General features: G+C 46.6%; 16 protein-coding genes. 15 read left to right on the plus strand and 1 reads right to left on the minus strand.

The window, feature by feature from the left end; translation table 11 throughout:
• Positions 1–148: 148 nt before the first annotated feature.
• From cbiE to CLV25_RS12055, 10 genes are all read left to right on the plus strand, one after another.
• Complete coding sequence (gene cbiE, locus CLV25_RS12010; RefSeq protein WP_131839903.1) at positions 149–1,366, plus strand: precorrin-6y C5,15-methyltransferase (decarboxylating) subunit CbiE; 1,218 nt, start codon at positions 149–151, stop codon at positions 1,364–1,366.
• Between the two features lie 285 nt (positions 1,367–1,651).
• Complete coding sequence (gene cobM / locus CLV25_RS12015) at positions 1,652–3,439, plus strand: precorrin-4 C(11)-methyltransferase (protein WP_131839904.1); 1,788 nt, start codon at positions 1,652–1,654, stop codon at positions 3,437–3,439.
• Entirely contained in the window at positions 3,436–5,262 is a 1,827-nt protein-coding gene (cbiD, locus tag CLV25_RS12020) for a cobalt-precorrin-5B (C(1))-methyltransferase CbiD (RefSeq protein ID WP_131839905.1), read from the plus strand. Before cobM ends, cbiD begins: the two co-directional genes overlap by 4 nt.
• Before the next feature lie 157 nt (positions 5,263–5,419).
• A complete protein-coding gene (locus CLV25_RS12025; protein ID WP_207895671.1) occupies positions 5,420–5,722 on the plus strand; it encodes an ArsR/SmtB family transcription factor in 303 nt (100 codons plus the stop codon).
• 48 nt (positions 5,723–5,770) lie between these two features.
• Positions 5,771–6,007 carry a thioredoxin family protein gene (locus tag CLV25_RS12030; protein ID WP_131839907.1) on the plus strand — a complete coding sequence of 79 codons (237 nt, stop codon included), beginning with the start codon at positions 5,771–5,773 and terminating at the stop codon, positions 6,005–6,007.
• Positions 6,008–6,026: 19 nt separating this feature from the next.
• Positions 6,027–6,461, plus strand: a complete 435-nt coding sequence (locus CLV25_RS12035; protein WP_131839908.1) for a nitrophenyl compound nitroreductase subunit ArsF family protein — start codon at positions 6,027–6,029, stop codon at positions 6,459–6,461.
• Between the two features lie 5 nt (positions 6,462–6,466).
• Positions 6,467–7,168 (plus strand): aromatic aminobenezylarsenical efflux permease ArsG family transporter, encoded by a 702-nt coding sequence (locus CLV25_RS12040; protein WP_131839909.1) that lies wholly within the window; start codon positions 6,467–6,469, stop codon positions 7,166–7,168.
• Positions 7,169–7,222: 54 nt separating this feature from the next.
• Positions 7,223–8,242 (plus strand): permease, encoded by a 1,020-nt coding sequence (locus CLV25_RS12045; RefSeq protein ID WP_131839910.1) that lies wholly within the window; start codon positions 7,223–7,225, stop codon positions 8,240–8,242.
• Between the two features lie 6 nt (positions 8,243–8,248).
• Positions 8,249–8,626 carry a putative zinc-binding protein gene (locus CLV25_RS12050; protein WP_131839911.1) on the plus strand — a complete coding sequence of 126 codons (378 nt, stop codon included), beginning with the start codon at positions 8,249–8,251 and terminating at the stop codon, positions 8,624–8,626.
• 1,314 nt (positions 8,627–9,940) lie between these two features.
• Positions 9,941–11,944, plus strand: a complete 2,004-nt coding sequence (locus tag CLV25_RS12055; RefSeq protein ID WP_131839912.1) for an FAD-dependent oxidoreductase — start codon at positions 9,941–9,943, stop codon at positions 11,942–11,944.
• A gap of 93 nt (positions 11,945–12,037) precedes the next feature.
• Here CLV25_RS12055 and CLV25_RS12060 read toward each other — a convergent pair whose 3' ends face one another.
• Positions 12,038–13,198 carry a regulator of G-protein signaling domain-containing protein gene (locus CLV25_RS12060; protein ID WP_131839913.1) on the minus strand — a complete coding sequence of 387 codons (1,161 nt, stop codon included), beginning with the start codon at positions 13,196–13,198 and terminating at the stop codon, positions 12,038–12,040.
• A 286-nt stretch (positions 13,199–13,484) separates the two neighbouring features.
• Between CLV25_RS12060 and CLV25_RS12065 the strand changes: the two genes are divergently transcribed.
• The 5 genes from CLV25_RS12065 (at position 13,485) to ftsY (ending at position 16,476) form a co-directional block, all read left to right on the plus strand.
• Positions 13,485–14,729, plus strand: a complete 1,245-nt coding sequence (locus CLV25_RS12065) for a competence/damage-inducible protein A (protein ID WP_131839914.1) — start codon at positions 13,485–13,487, stop codon at positions 14,727–14,729.
• A gap of 97 nt (positions 14,730–14,826) precedes the next feature.
• On the plus strand, positions 14,827–15,069 hold the full coding sequence (rpmB, locus tag CLV25_RS12070) for a 50S ribosomal protein L28 (RefSeq protein ID WP_131839915.1): 243 nt from the start codon (positions 14,827–14,829) through the stop codon (positions 15,067–15,069).
• Positions 15,070–15,085: 16 nt separating this feature from the next.
• Positions 15,086–15,268 (plus strand): 50S ribosomal protein L33, encoded by a 183-nt coding sequence (rpmG, locus tag CLV25_RS12075; RefSeq protein ID WP_047450560.1) that lies wholly within the window; start codon positions 15,086–15,088, stop codon positions 15,266–15,268.
• 10 nt (positions 15,269–15,278) lie between these two features.
• A complete protein-coding gene (locus tag CLV25_RS12080) occupies positions 15,279–15,437 on the plus strand; it encodes a DUF4295 domain-containing protein (protein ID WP_131839916.1) in 159 nt (52 codons plus the stop codon).
• An 85-nt stretch (positions 15,438–15,522) separates the two neighbouring features.
• On the plus strand, positions 15,523–16,476 hold the full coding sequence (ftsY, locus tag CLV25_RS12085) for a signal recognition particle-docking protein FtsY (RefSeq protein WP_131839917.1): 954 nt from the start codon (positions 15,523–15,525) through the stop codon (positions 16,474–16,476).
• Positions 16,477–16,485: the final 9 nt, after the last annotated feature.

Below are 16,485 nucleotides of genomic sequence, written 5' to 3' on the forward strand. Positions count from 1 at the left end.
TGCTTCGCCGTGAGCCTTCTTTTGGGTTGTTACAAAAGTAGAATAAACAAAAAAAACAGCAAAATAGACTTGGAATTTATCACAGAACCTCTGTGTCTCCGTGTCTCTGTGTTTAATTTGTATTTTTCGTGATACTAAAAATAGAACCATGCATCTAACCATCATAGGAATATCAGACGAGAGTACGCCCATTTTTAGCAGCGAGGTAAAGGAGCGGCTAGTGGGCGATGGCGTACGCTTTGCCGGAGGCGAGCGGCACCGCGAGCTGGTTGAGGCGCAGCTTCCAGCCAACGCCTCTTGGACAAACATAACCGTTCCGCTGGCTCCATTCCTTCAGGAGATGAGGGAGTATGATGGCGCATGGGGGGTGTTTGCCTCTGGCGATCCTCTTTTCTTTGGCATCGGAAATACGCTGCGTAGGGAGTTTCCTGATGCAACCGTAGAGGTATTTCCAACCTTTAACTCGCTGCAGCTGCTGGCGCATAAGCTGCTGCTACCCTACGGTACAGCCTCGGTGGTAACGCTTACAGGTAGGCCGTGGCAGGCGTTGGATAAGGCTTTAGTAGATAATCAAAAGCTGATTGCCGTGCTTACCGATAAGGTAAAAACGCCTAGTACCATCGCCCAGCGGATGCTTACTTTTGGGTACGCCAACTACACAATGTATTTGGGCGAAAGGCTTGGTGGTAGCGAAGAACGGGTTAGAGAGCTATCGTTGGAGGAGGCTTTAACGGCTGATTTTATCCACCCCAACTGCTTGTACCTGCAGCAGAATGTCACACGCCCTATTCGTCAGGGTATTCCCGATGGCGAGTTCCAAACGCTCGAAGGTCGGCCAAAGATGATGACCAAGATGGCCGTTAGGCTGGCATCGCTGGCGGCAATGGATATCCGTAACCGTAGCGTGCTTTGGGACGTTGGTGCCTGTACGGGCAGCATCTCCATCGAGGCTAAGCTGATGAACCCGCTGCTTGATGTTCATGCCTTTGAGGTGCGTGAGGAGAGCGCAGCCATTGTTGCGGCCAATGCCCGTAGGTTTGGAGCGCCGCTTACCTACCATGGCGGCGATTTTGGAGGTGCAGATATCAGCGCAATTCCAAAACCCGATGCGGTGTTCCTAGGCGGCTATGGCGGGAAGATGGAGCAGCTACTCGACAGGGTTAACACCGTACTTGCGGATGGAGGCATTATAGGCTTTAATGCCGTAAGCGATACCAGCCTTGGGCAGTTTGCCGCTTGGGCTGCGTCGAATGGCTACCAGCAGCAACCCTCATCAACCATAAAGGTAGACGAGCACAATGCTATAAACGTGGTGGTGGTTTCTAAGAAGTTAAACGGAAGTTATACGGAGGTAGACGGAAGTTAAACGGAGATGGACAGAATATAGAGAACTTAGAGAAGTCAGAGAAGTTAAAAGAATGGCTATCGCATATCTCACATCTAAAATCTAAATTTCTGTGTACTCTGTGTCTCTGTGTTGAAACCAGAAGTTATACGGAGGTAGACGGAAGTTAAACGGAAGTTAAACGGAAGTTACAAGAAGGCAGAGAAGTAAAAGAAGGCAGAGAAGTAAAAGAAGTTAGAGAAGGCAGAGAATGATGGCTATCTCACATCTCATATCTCATATCGCAATACTAATAAAAAAGATAAAATGAACGCAATAGTAACCTATTCGGAGGCAGGAGCCGCACTAGCACAGCAGCTGGTGGAGCAGGGCTTTGCTGCCGATTTATATACCCCTAGTACCGTAGAGGTGCATGGTGCTGCCGCATTGGCCGAGCAGCTGTTTGCCAAGTATAGCGCCATTGTCTACATCGGCTCGTTGGGGATATGCGTAAGGGCGATTGCCCCCTCGATTCGGAGTAAGAAGAGCGATCCTGCAATAGTCAACATCGACGTAAATGGGCGCTACGTGCAGCCTGTTATTTCGGGACATGTGGGTGGTGCCAACGACTTGGCGCAAGAGCTGGCCAGACTGCTAGGTGCAACGCCAATTCTCACTACTGTGAGCGACACTACCGAGCGTTGGTCGCTCGATATGTTCCCCAAGCAGTTTGGCTGGATGTTGGAGCCTACGCGAAATCTCACGCACCTAATGGCAGCCTTCGTAAATGGTAAGCCAACCGCGCTGCTGCTCGAGGTTCGCGACGAGGGTACGCTGACGCTGGAGAATAGCCTGCCTAACAATGTCACCGTTTTTTATAATCATAGCGAAATCGAAATTGCGAAGTACGAGGTGGTGATTGCCGTTACCCCTTTCGTAAGAGATTTGGGCGAGCGGGTGCTCTGCTTTCGTCCAAAGGTTTTGCATCTGGGAACGGGCAGCCAAAAGGGTATTTCGTCGGCTCCTTACGCTCAGCAGGTGGAGCAGCTGCTGTTGGAGAATGGTCTATCGCCGCTCTCTATAGCCTCCATTGGCTCGGTGGATATCAAAAAGGAGGAGCAGGCGTTTATCGATTTTGCTGATAGCCGCCATGTTCCTTTTGCTACCTTCACGAAGGAGGTGCTAAGCGCCTACGACGTTCCCAATCCATCGGAGCGTGTGGAGAGCGAGGTGGGTTGCAGCAGCGTTTCGGAGGCGGTTGCCATGCATCTATCTAAAAACAGCCTGCTTTTTGGTAAGGTTAAGGCCGAGGTCGACGGCAAGCACTTTACGCATTCGGTAGCCATCGATAGGAGGTTTGAACGTAAGGGCTTTGTGGAGATTGTGGGGGCTGGTCCGGGCGACCCGAACCTGGTTACCGTTAGGGGAAAGGAACTGCTTCAGGTGGCCGACCTTATTCTGTATGCCGGAAGCTTGGTGCCTAAGGAGCTAACCTACTACGCTAAAAAAGGCTGCTTGGTACGCAGCTCGGCCGATATGGACCTTCAGCAGCAGGTCGATTTAATGGAGGAGTACTACCGTAAAGGGCTGCTTATTGTCCGCCTTCATACGGGCGACCCCTGCATCTATGGTGCCATACAGGAGCAGATGAGCCTGATGGACCAACGGGGTATGAGCTACCGTATAACGCCTGGGGTGTCCTCGTTTCAGGCGGCAGCGGCTGCACTACAATCGCAGTTTACCATACCAGAGGAGGTGCAAACCATCATCCTTACCCGTGGCGAAGGGCGTACGCCTGTACCCGAGCGCGAGCAGCTGCGTAACCTCGCCCGTTCGCAGAGTACCATGTGCATCTACCTAAGCGCCTCTTTGGCGGGTAAAATAGAGCAGGAGCTGCTGGAGCATTATCCACCCGAAACACCCGTAGCCGTATGCTATAAGCTAACATGGAAGGAAGAAAAGATATACCGATGTACGCTCTCTACGCTGGAGCAAACGGTGAAGGAGAATAATCTGAGTATGACTACCCTCATTGTTGTTGGTAAGGCTATAGACAACCGTCAGGGCGAGTCGAAGCTATACGATAGAAACTTTTCTCACGCCTTTAGAAAATGATACTAGTCTTTGGAGGAACGACCGAAGGGAGGATGGTTGCCCAGCTTCTCGACATTCAGCAGATGGAGTTTTACTACTCCACCAAGCTGGGTTCGCAGCAGGATGTGCCCGGAAGGCATACTGCTGGAGCAATGAATGCCCAGCAGATTGTTGAGTTTTGTACAGCGAATGGTATCCGTCTGCTGGTTGATGCTGCGCATCCCTTTGCGGTGCAGCTGCACGAGAATATTAGCCAAGCGGCAGCTTTGCTAGGCCTCAAGGTGGTTCGTGTAGAGCGTAGGTCGCCGGAGTACACTCTAGTCAATGTACGCTTTTTCGATTCGTGGCAAGGTATGGCAGAGACTGCATTGGAGGCTGGTGTAGAACCAATCCTTGCCCTAACTGGCGTGCAGACTATCGTTCCTTTAAAAGATTTATGGAGTAGCCGCAGGTGCTACTTTCGCATTCTCAATACCGTTCAGTCGGAACAGCTGGCTCGTGCTTCGGGTATTGCCAAGAGTTGGATAATTCAGGACTCCAATCCTGAGTCGGAGGAGGCGCTGATCGAGCTGGTGCGGAAAACAGATGCGCAGGTTATCCTTACAAAGGATAGCGGCTATAGCGGCGGTCTAGAGGCTAAAATTGCCGTATCTCAGCAGCTAGAAGTGCCGTTATGGGTATTGAAACGTCCATCATTACCAGCGTTCGACTATGTGGTGTACGAGCGTAAGGAGCTGCTGATGCTGCTGCTAAGGCTGAAGAAAGAGCTACTGGTTACCGAAGAGCTAAGGGCCGGCTTTACAACTGGCACATGTGTTTGTGCTGCCGTTAAGGCCTGCATTATTGCATTGGAAGATGGCTCATTTCCAAACGATGTTACTGTTTATTTGGCTGATGGTACACCTGCTAGGTTCGCTATTTTTCCAAATAAATTGGATGATGATGTCGCTTCTTGCTCTGTAATCAAAGATGCAGGCGACGACCCTGATGTAACTCACGCCAAAGAGGTGGGGTGTACCATTTACCGAAGGGAGGACGTAGGTGTTGAATTTAAACGTGGTGTGGGAATCGGTTTGGTAACGCTGCCCGGATTGCAGGTTGCCGTTGGCGAACCGGCCATAAACCCAGTACCACGAACGATGATTGCACAGGTGGTGGAGGAGATGGCGCAGCACTACTCCATTGTAGGGGGATTTATGGTAGAGCCATTTGTTCCCGAAGGCGAGGAGCTAGCAATGCGGACCTTTAATGGACGGGTGGGAGTTGAAGGAGGCATTTCGATACTTGGTACTACGGGACGTGTTTTCCCCTATTCGGCTGAGGCCTTTATGGGTGCTATCCACCAGCAGGTAAGAGTGGCTCGGTCGTTGCGCTGCAACGAGCTGGTGGCTACATCCGGAAAACGTAGCGAGTCCACGTTAAAGCCGTTTTGCGAAGGTATTCCTGCCAATGCCTACATCCATTTTGGAAATTTTGTTGGAGAAACTATTAAGATTGCCGACGAAGAGGGTTTTGATCGGATAACCATTGGGATAATGCTAGGGAAAGCTGTTAAGCTGGCCGAAGGACATCTCGATACGCATAGCCGTGAGGTGCTGCTCAATACCAATTTTTTAGTCGATATTGCCAAGAATTTGGGCTACAACAACCAAACCTTGGATAAGATAGAAGAACTAAAATTGGCAAATGCCATTACAGATATCATCCCATTTAACATCAACGAGCCCTTTTACCTCAGAATAACACAACTGTGCCATGGGGTATGCCAAAATACGACTAAAAAGGGGCTTCAAATACGATTAGCGCTTATTATGGACGAGAAGCGGATAATTCTGATGGAATAATAACACATTTGCTTCTGCTCGTTATTGTCTTTATAATTAGTAGGGTATATAGAGCTATCCCCACCATCTCCCTAAATTTCTTAGGAATGTTGGATAAGCCATTGATTTTTTACATACATTTGTTTCGTATTTAGACGAAATGGTAAATGCTATGCCAATAAAAGAGAAGTACTACACTGAGCAACAAGAAAAATTAGCAAGATACGGGAAAGCCCTATCGCACCCTGTACGCATTTTTGTACTAGACTATCTGGCAAACAACCTGCATAGGTGCTGCTACAGCGGCGATATGGCCGAGGAGCTGCCAATAGCCCGCTCGACGCTTTCGGAGCACCTAAAGGAGCTAAAAAATGCTGGGCTCATCCAAGGGGAGATCAATCCGCCCTACATAAAGTACTGCATCAATCGCGAGAGTTGGGAGGAGGCCAAGCAGCTGCTGGCCGAATTCTTTAAACGATAAAACGTAAACCAACAAGATCGGACTTTAACCGATTAAAAAAACAAGCGTATGGATATTAAGATTCTGGGCACCGGATGCCCTAAGTGCAAGACACTTGAAAAGATCGCCCGTGAGGTGGTAGAGGAAAACGGCTATGAAGCAACCGTTACCAAAGTTACCGACATCGTTGAGATTATGAAGTATGGGGTAATGACCACCCCAGCCCTTGTGGTAAACGAGAAGGTTGAAATTAAGGGGCGCATACCATCGCACGATGAGGTAAAGGAGGTTTTAAAAAAGTACTAAATCTAAAATAGACACGAAGATGAAGCAAATTTTACTGCTGAGCATTACCCTGATGTTCGCTTTTGGCGGAATTACCGCTGAGGCAAAGAATCCTAAAAAAGCAACCACACCAACCAAGGTTGTTGCTGCCGAAAAGAAGGTAGAGGTCTACTACTTCCACTTCACCCGTCGCTGCAAAACCTGTATGGCCGTGGAGGCTAATGCTCAAAAGGCTGTTGAAACGCTATACGCTGATAAGGTGAAGCGAGGACTCTACACCTTTAAGGGACTGAACCTAGATGATGCCAGCACCGATGCCATCGCCAAGAAGCTGGGCGTAGGCGGGCAAGCGCTGCTCGTTGTATCAGGAAAGAACAAGGTAGACATTACCAGCAAGGGCTTTATGAACGCCAACGACCTCGAAAAGATGAAGGAAGAGGTTAAGAAGGCGGTTGATAATGTAACAAAGGGCTAGCAAAGATGGAGTTTCTACAAGGCATACTCGATAGTACGCAGTACTCCTTTGTAACGGCATTGATACTAGGGCTGATGACCGCCATCAGCCCCTGCCCCTTGGCTACGAACATATCGGCCATAGGGTTCATCAGCCGCGATATCGAAGACCGTAAGCGCGTGTTCCTAAACGGCGTTGTATATACGCTGGGGCGAGCTTTAAGCTATACCGGATTGGCAGTGGTTCTTTACTTTGGTGCAAGCCAAATGAACGTTTCCATGATTTTCCAAGGCTGGGGCGAGAAGCTGCTTGGGCCAGTCCTGATCATCATAGGGCTGTTTATGCTCGATGTTATCAAGCTGAGGTTGCCCGGTTTCTCGAGCCTTACCGAGCGATTGGGAGAAAAGGGAAAAGGAAGCTACCTGGGAACCCTACTGCTGGGAATGGTGTTTGCCCTAGCATTTTGCCCATATAGCGGCGTGCTCTACTTTGCCATGCTGATACCGATGACGGTTTCGAGCGCAAGTGGGCTGTACCTGCCCGTCGTATTTGCCATCGCAACGGGGCTTCCGGTAATTGTTTTTGCCTGGTTGTTGGCGTTTGCTGTTGGAAACGTAGGGAGCCTGTACAACCACATTAAAACCTTCGAGATATGGTTTAGACGGGTAGTTTCGGTGCTGTTTATACTTGTTGGCATCTACTACATCGTTGAAGCGTTCGTTTCGTAAAAAAAATTTAGAAATGCATTTCGGGTTTGCTCGAAATACAAGGAGTGAATATTTATGAGCTGGAATAAAAAAATAGTTATCCCAGTGGCATTGCTGCCCGTATGGTACTTAGTTTACCATAACCTGCAGCGCATGGCCGACTGGGTTATTGACTCCCTGCTGGGAATGGAAAAGGGAGCACACCTGACCGAATCCCTGCGCTTTTTCATATTTGAGGTTCCCAAGGTGCTGATGCTGCTTACGCTGATCATCTTTTTTGTTGGGATAGTAAGAACCTACTTTTCGCCCGAGCGCACCCGTAAGATGCTGGAAGGCAAATCGACCTTTACAGGAAATGTAATGGCCTCCCTCCTCGGAATTGTAACCCCTTTCTGCTCCTGCTCGGCCATACCGCTGTTTTTGGGCTTTGTAGAGTCGGGCGTACCGCTTGGGGTAACCTTCTCGTTCCTGATTGCGGCTCCTATGATAAACGAGGTGGCCGTAGTGCTACTCTTTGGGATGTTTGGCTGGAAGGTGGCGCTAATCTACGTGCTGACGGGGCTAACCATAGCCATTACTGCCGGATGGATTATCGGGAAGCTGAAGCTGGAAGGCTGGGTTCAGGAGTGGGTGTACCAAACCAAGCTGGGCAATGGAGGCGAAGGCATCGAAAAGCACGGCCTATCGGAGCGCATCCGCTTTGGCTACGAGGCTGTTAAGGGAATTGTAGGTAAGGTTTGGATTTACGTTGTGCTGGGTATAGCGGTTGGCGCCGGAGCGCACGGGTATGTACCTGAGGATTTTATGGCCTCGTTGATGGGCAAATCGACCTGGTATAGCGTACCGCTATCCGTCCTTATCGGGGTCCCATTATACTCGAATGCGGCTGGGATTATCCCTATTGTATCGGTGCTTATAGAGAAGGGAGCCTCGTTGGGTACCGCGCTAGCGTTTATGATGGCGGTTATCGGGCTTTCGCTTCCCGAGGCCATCATCCTGAAAAAGGTGCTGAAGCTGCCGCTGATTCTGACCTTTATCGGTATAGTTGCCTTTGGTATTCTAATCGTTGGATACCTGTTTAACTTTATTTTTTAGATTCAGATGGAAGCAGATCAAATAAAAGGAGCATGCCTTTGCGGTATCGGCGAATACATCGTTATCACCTGTTCCGGGGCATGCGATTTGGGATTAATTGCCGATACGGTAGCCCGTAAGCTACGCGATAACAAGGTTCGCAAAATGAACTGTCTTGCAGCCGTAGGAGCCGATGTAAAGCCAACTATCGAAGCGTTTAAGGCAGCAAACCTGCTTCTGTTGGATGGATGTCCAGTTGACTGCGGCAAAAAGATATTGGAGAAAGCGGGTATCAGCAGCTTTAAGTACGTCCGCCTAACCGATTTAGGCTACGAAAAGGGTAAAACACCTGTAACCGAAGAGGTAATAAACGCCGTTTACGAGAAGGTAGAAACCATCTACTAGACTCATCAAGCCGTAAATGAAATCGATGCACCTAATTTGCTACCTGAAAGTTTGAAGCAACCGGGTTTTATTGAAATGGTCAAAAATACGCAGCAGACTTTGCCCCCCCATCGAAAAGCAAACCAACAGAACTATACACCAGCGCAGCCACCACCACGGCTGCGCTTTGTTTTTTTGCTACTTTGGGTTGCAGTTGGTTGGAGACGCTATATGGCAAAAGCCTTGCGCGTTTAGTAGATTACAGCGAGGAAAGAGCAACAGGGTACGTTCCAAAAAGCCTGTCATCCCGGGCGGTAGTTCCGGGATCTCCTGAGGAATAGAAGTAATACTATTCTTGAGCTGTTAAGTCAACTTTTTTGCCTGCGCCTAACGGATTCGGCCTTCCAAGTCAACTTTTTTGTGCAGCGCTGAACGGATTAAAGTCGTCAAGTCGACTTTTTCGGTGCAAAACATTTTTTTCAGACCTCCAACTCAACTTATTTGCCACAAAATTTTTTTTTCAGCCTTCCAAGTTGACTTTTTTGGTCCAAAAATTATTTTTCGAGTCCCCAAGTCGACTTTTTTTGCTCAAAATATTTTTTTCAGGCTTCCAACTCGACTTTTTGGGCGTAAAATAAATTTTTCAGGCTACCAAGTCGACTTTTTGGGCGTAAAATAAATTTTTCAGGCTACCAAGTCGACTTTTTTGTGCTTTACAAAGTTGCACGGAGTTTCCAAGTCAACATTTTTTGTCTTCGCAGAACGGATTCATATCGTCAAGTCGACTTTTTTCGGCAATCGCCAAGCCAATCATAGCGGGAACGATGCTCTTAGCGTAGAAGTCATGTATCGAAGGGTTAGGTTACCGCAAAATTGCGTGGAGGTAATACGTATCAGGCGCCATGCTAATGTATCTCTCCTACTCCATCAACCAAACTTGGTGCTACTTATCGCAGACGCAATTCAATTTAATACGCAAATCCGCTTTCTTTAAAGGTAAAGGAGTTGGCTAAAAGAAAGTCGCCGAAGTGGCTGGTTTCGATTTTTGGAGTTAATCCAAATCAACAAGTCAGCTGTTTAATATCAAATCGCACGCTGGTTACTATCTACCTAAAACGCTTCATTAAGACGCTTATAAGGAATAGTTTTGTGATGTGATTTTTTGTAGGCTAACGAACAAAATTTCTGGTGTATGGTGCTAGTAAATATCGGCCATATATCCTATTAAAATTAGGATTTAGGCTAACCATATTGTTAGAATGGTAACGAACGATTCTAACAATCGAAATAGATTAAGCCCATAGCCACTTTAAAGCAGAAAATAAGAACATCAATATGAAAGAGGAAAAAGTAGTGATTATTGGAGGAGTTGCTTCGGGAGCTACAGCAGCAGCAAAGGTGCGCCGTATTTCGCCAAATGCTAAAATTGTAATGCTGGAGGCAGGACCTGATATCTCGTTTGCCAATTGCGGATTGCCCTACTACATCAGCGGAGACATCAAAAGCCGTTCGAAGCTAATTCTCCAAAGCCCTGAGAGTTTTAACGAGCAGTATAATGTAGAGGTGCATACGCATACGCTTGTTGCTACCATCGACAAGGAGGCTCATGTTGTTAAAACTGTTGATAGCCGTAGCGGAGAGCAAAGAACTTTTGAGTATACCAAGCTCATTTTAGCACAAGGTGGTCGACCAATTAAGCCAGAACTACCGGGTGCCGATCAGGACCATGTTTTTACCTTATGGACGCTCGAGGATATGGACAAAATTTCCAACTTCCTTGAAGATCATAAGCCCCAAACAGCCGTTGTAGTTGGAGGTGGATTCATTGGACTTGAAATGGTGGAGGCCCTAGTTAAACGTGGTTTAACCGTAAATGTGGTAGAGATGATGCCGCATGTAATGGCAATAATGGAGGCCGAAACGGCAGGCTTTATCGAAAACGAAATGCTGTCGTACGGTGTTGGCATTAATACGGGTGCTAGCGTAGTTGAGATTGGATCCAAAACGGTAGGACTCGACAATGGCAAGGTGCTTAATGCCGATATGGTTATTCTTTCAATAGGAGTTCGTCCTACACTTCAGCTTGCTAAGGATGCAGGACTTAAAGTTGGAGAAGCAGGTGGTTTGCTAGTAAACGAACAGCTGCAAACTTCCGATCCAGACATTTATGCTGCAGGCGACATGGTGGAGATTGAGCATCGCGTTTTGGGTAAAAAAGTACGCATACCTTTAGCCGGACCAGCAAATCGCCAAGGACGAATTGCAGCCGAAAATGCACTGGGGGGAGCTCATTCCTACAAAGGCTCAATTGGAACATCGGTGGTGCGTGTTTTCGAAGCTGTTGCCGGAACAACAGGCTTGTCGTTAAAGCAGGCCCGTGCCGCAGGTATCGATGCAGATGCTGTTGTAGTGCACAAGGAGCACCATACATCGTACTATCCAGGTTCCGAAACGGTATCTACCATGCTGGTATACGATAGAAAATCGGGGGTTGTACTAGGAGGACAAGCAGCCGGTTATAAGGGTGCCGATAAACGTTTGGATGTTATTGCTACTGCCACTGCCGCTAAGCTTACCGTAAGCGATTTAGCTGATATCGATTTTGCCTATTCGCCTCCAATTGGTACGGCAAACGACGCTATTAATATGGCGGCCTATACGGCAGAGAATAGGATGTCGGGTTTTAGCCCATCGGTAACAGCATCGGAGTTAGATGAATACTTTGCAGGAAAGAATCCTGTTATTATAGATGTACGCGACTTCTTTGCCTTTGAGAAAAGCCATGTTGAAGGTGCGCTAAACATACCTCTAGAGATTCTTCCTCAGCAGCTCGCATCTATTCCTGCCAATCGCCCTATTGCCGTATACGACGAGACCGGCAAAAAAGGTCATCAAGCGCTACGAACGCTAGTGGGAGCAGGATTTAGGAATGTAACCAACCTGTCGGGAGGGCACACCTCGCTTCAACGCCATGCAAGGGCTATTGGGTTTAAGACCATCAAAGTAGGACTTCTACCTATTCAACCGAAATCGGTAGAGGAGGAAGCGGAAGCGGTTGAGAAAAAGGTAGAGGTGAAGGCTATCGACTCCAATACTCCCATTGTAGTTGATGTTCGTACGCCACAAGAATTCGCACACGGAGCCTACCCTAAGGCGATTAACATTCCTCTGGATGAGTTGCAAATGCGAGTTGACGAGCTGGGAAACCCTTCAAGATCTATTACGCTTTACTGCGCATCTGGTGCACGTTCGGCCTACGGACAGCGAATTCTACAGCAGCTAGGCTTCACCAATGTAAGTAACGGAGGTGGAATTATGCAGATGATGCTTCGAAGGTAAGCGTGGAGCCGTCATAAAGCAACCTATAACGGATATCTTAATAAGGCTGGAGTTTATTGCTTCCAGCCTTACTTTTGGGGAATAGATCAGGACTTAGATTTGTACATCGTACCAGCCATCGTCAGCGCTGTTGTTCTGCTGCCTTTCGTTATAGGCAGCAACAAACTCCATGATGGAGTGCTTGGCATCCGGTCGTCTAAATGCCGATGTGGCAGCCATAAGCCAACTGTTGTAGTCCTTCAGCTCCCGCTTGTCCCTTAATATGCGACTTTGGGCAATGTTTAGGGGCATACTCGAGTAAACTGCAACAGCGCCATACTTGGGCGAATGCAGCAGCTCCACCTTCTCCTTCTCAAGATCTTCAGCCTGCTGCTTTAGAACATCGAGGTACACCTGCAGCTTTTCGTCGGTAAACTGCTGAAGATTTTCAGTGGTTTTATAGATCCACTCTATCTCTAGTGCAAGGAGCGTTTGCAGATCTTGCTGCTCATAAGCCGCAATTACCCTTTTCATCACCTCCTCTTTCTCTATTCTTGCTACATCATCCATCTCGCCATCGGGGTGCACAACCTTAGCAAGTGAAATATAGATGGTGCGAATGCTGCGCTGCTTCAGCTCTTCTTCCGCCTTTTTAGCCATCTCTTTCTGGCGCTGCCTCTTACTTCTCTGATGGCACTCCTGCCAGAAATGCTGCCTTTCCTGCTCTATTTGAACTTTCATGCGCTGCTTAAACTGGGCAAACCCTTCGGTGGAATCCTCGATATCCTCCACATCGATATATACGTCGTAGCGGTCACGCATCATATCGGCAAACATCTCCTTAGCCCTATGCAGCTGCTGGTTAAACTTAGCACGGCAGCTATTTTCTGCCCATCTATCGTAGAATTCCTCAAGTTCGGCATTAATATCGATATCGCCGAAGGCCTCCTCGCAAAGCGAGACAATAGCCTCACCGATGGCGTTGTAGTGCCTGCTCGAAAAGCTGATTCGCTCAGTAGCACGGGCTAGCACTTTTGCCAGCTTTATGCGCGATTCAGCAATTCGGGGGTATTGAGGCGCAATCTTATCCCCATACAACTCCATAAGGATGTCAAGTTTCGACGAATCCTCCCTAATATCCTGCTTTAGCGATTCTATACGCTGGGTGAGCCGATTGAAAGCCTGCTGCTTTTTTGATAGCACCTTTTGCTCCTTTGGTACAATCTGCAGTTCATATTTGGAACGGATCTTGTCTTTGCAGTATTTTGATGGCATTGAATGAATTCTATAGTAATTGGGGACAAGCGCTTTATTGATTGATACCCCTCGTAAAAGCGGGTGACAAAACTAGCAATTTTCGTGATGCGATTTACAAACAGTCTATTTCAACACAGAGATACAAAGGCACAGAGGTTCACAAAGCATTTCTTTAACTTCTTTGACTTCCTCTAACTTTTGAAATAGCTACATTTATTTCTTTATTCCGTTAAATTCACCTAAAGCAAAGCCTATAAAGGGAACTATTCGGTAAGTTTAACCATCATTTTAAAGTAAGTATCCGATGAAGGTAGAAGTAATAACCATAGGAGACGAACTGCTAATTGGGCAGGTTGTTGATACTAACTCGGCATGGATTGGCTCTAAGCTAAACGAAAACGGAATCCATCTATCAAAGATAACCTCAATTGGCGATAGTAAGGAGCAAATATATAAGGCATTAGACGATGCCTTTGCAAGTGCAGATGCAATACTTATGACGGGCGGATTAGGCCCTACCAAAGACGATATCACCAAGAAAACTTTAGCAGAATATTTCCAGTGCGGCTTTAAAACCGATCAGCAGACGCTAGATCGAGTAAAAGAGCTGCTTCAACGAAGAGGAATATCCGTTACCGATATCAACTACATGCAAGCCGAAGTTCCCGAAGTTTGCGAGGTTATACAGAACTACAACGGAACAGCCCCCTGTATGGTCTTTAGAAAGGAGAGGAAACTACTCGTATCAATGCCCGGTGTACCTTTCGAAATGAAGGGGCTTATGGAAGATGCCGTTCTTAACCTACTAATAAAGGAAAGTGGCACGCAAGCCATTGTTCATAAAACAATTATGACTACAGGTGTTCCTGAGTCGGTTTTGGCTAAACGAATAGAAGAGTGGGAGATAGGTCTGCCGCAATATATGAAGTTAGCTTACCTTCCTAGCCTTTATGGTGTTCGGTTACGTATTACTGCAAGTGAAAATCGCAAAAAAGACCTAACTGATGCCGTTGAAGAACAGGTTAATAAGCTTAAACCTATTCTTAAGGAAGACATTTTTAGCTACCAGGATGAAACACTTGAAGAAGTTGTTGGACGTATGCTGAAAAGTAGAAATTTAACTGTAGCAACCGCCGAATCATGCACAGGAGGAACCGTAGCATCGACCATAGTTTCTGTACCCGGCGCATCTCTCTACTTTAAAGGTGGAGTAGTCGCCTACGATGATGAGGTAAAAAAAGACCTGCTAAAGGTTAATCCCTGCACACTTTTTACCGATGGAGCCGTAAGCAAAGCGGTTATAGAACAGATGGCCGAAGGTGCAAGAGCGCTTCTTAAAACCGATTTTGCCATTGCAACATCGGGCATCGCCGGTCCCGATGGAGGAACAGAATCAAAGCCAGTTGGCACAACTTGGATTGCCGTAGCAACACCAAGAAGCACGATATCTGAAGTTTACAACTTTGGAGACAACCGTGAAAGAACAATGATTCGGGCTACCACAGCGGCCTTGAACATGCTAAGAATTCAGATTTTAAGGGCCGACTAAAAACTCAAAAAAAGATGGCTAAAAGTTTGAATAATTGAAATAAAATCGCGTAATTTGCACCCTGTTTGAAGAGAAAGAAAAGAAAAACGGTATAACAATGTCAAAAGTTTGTCAAATCACCGGAAGAAAAGTTCAAGTTGGTAACAATGTTTCTCACTCTAAGAGAAGAACTAAAAGAACTTTCGAACCTAATTTGAAGACCAAAAGATTCTTCCTAGTTGAAGAAAACAGATGGGTAACCTTGAAGGTTTCTGCTCAAGGTATTCGCACTATTAACAAGAATGGCCTTAAGAACGCTTTGGATAAAGCTCAGGCTGCAGGTTTAATCGGCATTTATTAATTAGGAGATTCAAGAAATGGCTAAAAAAGGTAATCGAGTTCAAGTAATTCTTGAGTGCACCGAGCATAAGGAAAGTGGTATGCCAGGAACTTCTCGCTACGTGACTACAAAGAACAAAAAAAACACACCAGCACGTATCGAAAGAAGAAAGTACAACCCAATTTTGAAAAGAGTAACTCTCCACAGAGAAATTAAATAGTTTTTGAACCATGGCAAAGAAAGTAGTTGCAACTCTGAAAAAAGAAGGAGGCGGTAAGGAACTTACCAAGTGTATCAAGATGGTTAAGTCTGAGAAGACAGGAGCCTATACTTTTAAGGAAGAAATGGTTCCAACCGGAGACGTTAAGGAATTCTTTACAAAAAAGTAATTTCGATAATATTTCACTGTTTAGAAAAAGCTTCTTGAATAAAGAAGCTTTTTTTATATTTGGCTTCGTTTTAAAACCTTCAATAATGGGATTATTTGACTTCTTCTCGAAAGGGAAAAAAGAACAGCTAGACAAGGGCCTCGAAAAAACTAAAGAAAGTGTTCTATCCAAGCTCTCGCGCGCTATTGCTGGTAAATCACGAGTAGATGATGATGTTCTAGACAACCTAGAAGAAGCGCTAATAATGTCGGATGTGGGAGTAGAAACGACGGTTAAAATTATAGAACGCATACAAGATCGTGTTGCTCGCAACAAGTACATGGGAACCGAAGAGTTAAATGCTATCCTAAAAGATGAAATTGTTAATCTTTTGGAAGAGAATAACTCTGTATATAACAATAAGGTAACCTACGGCGACGAAAAAAAGCCTTACGTCATTATGGTTGTTGGCGTTAATGGCGTAGGCAAAACTACAACCATTGGTAAGCTTGCTGCTCAACTAACCAACAACGGCAAGAAGGTCTACCTAGGAGCAGCCGACACATTCCGTGCCGCTGCAATCGAACAACTTACAGTTTGGGCAGAACGCTCCAAGTCAACAATCATCAAGCAGCAAATGGGCTCCGACCCTGCATCTGTTGCATTCGATACGCTTTCGTCCGCAAAAAAGAATGATGCCGATGTGGTTATCATCGATACCGCAGGGCGTCTTCATAATAAGATAAACCTGATGAACGAGCTTTCGAAGATCAAGAACGTAATGCAAAAGGTTATTCCTGATGCACCCCACGAAGTTCTTTTGGTTCTCGATGGTTCAACAGGTCAGAATGCCTTCGAACAGGCAAAGCAGTTTACCAAAGCAACTGATGTTACCGCATTGGCGCTTACTAAGTTAGATGGCACAGCAAAGGGGGGCGTTGTTCTTGGCATCTCCGATCAGTTTAAAATCCCCGTAAAGTTTATTGGTGTTGGCGAAGGTATCGATGATTTGCAGCTTTTCGATCGAAAAACATTCGTTGAATCTTTGTTCAATATTTAGCCTATATCG

Source organism: Acetobacteroides hydrogenigenes (assembly GCF_004340205.1).
Classification (GTDB): domain Bacteria; phylum Bacteroidota; class Bacteroidia; order Bacteroidales; family ZOR0009; genus Acetobacteroides; species Acetobacteroides hydrogenigenes.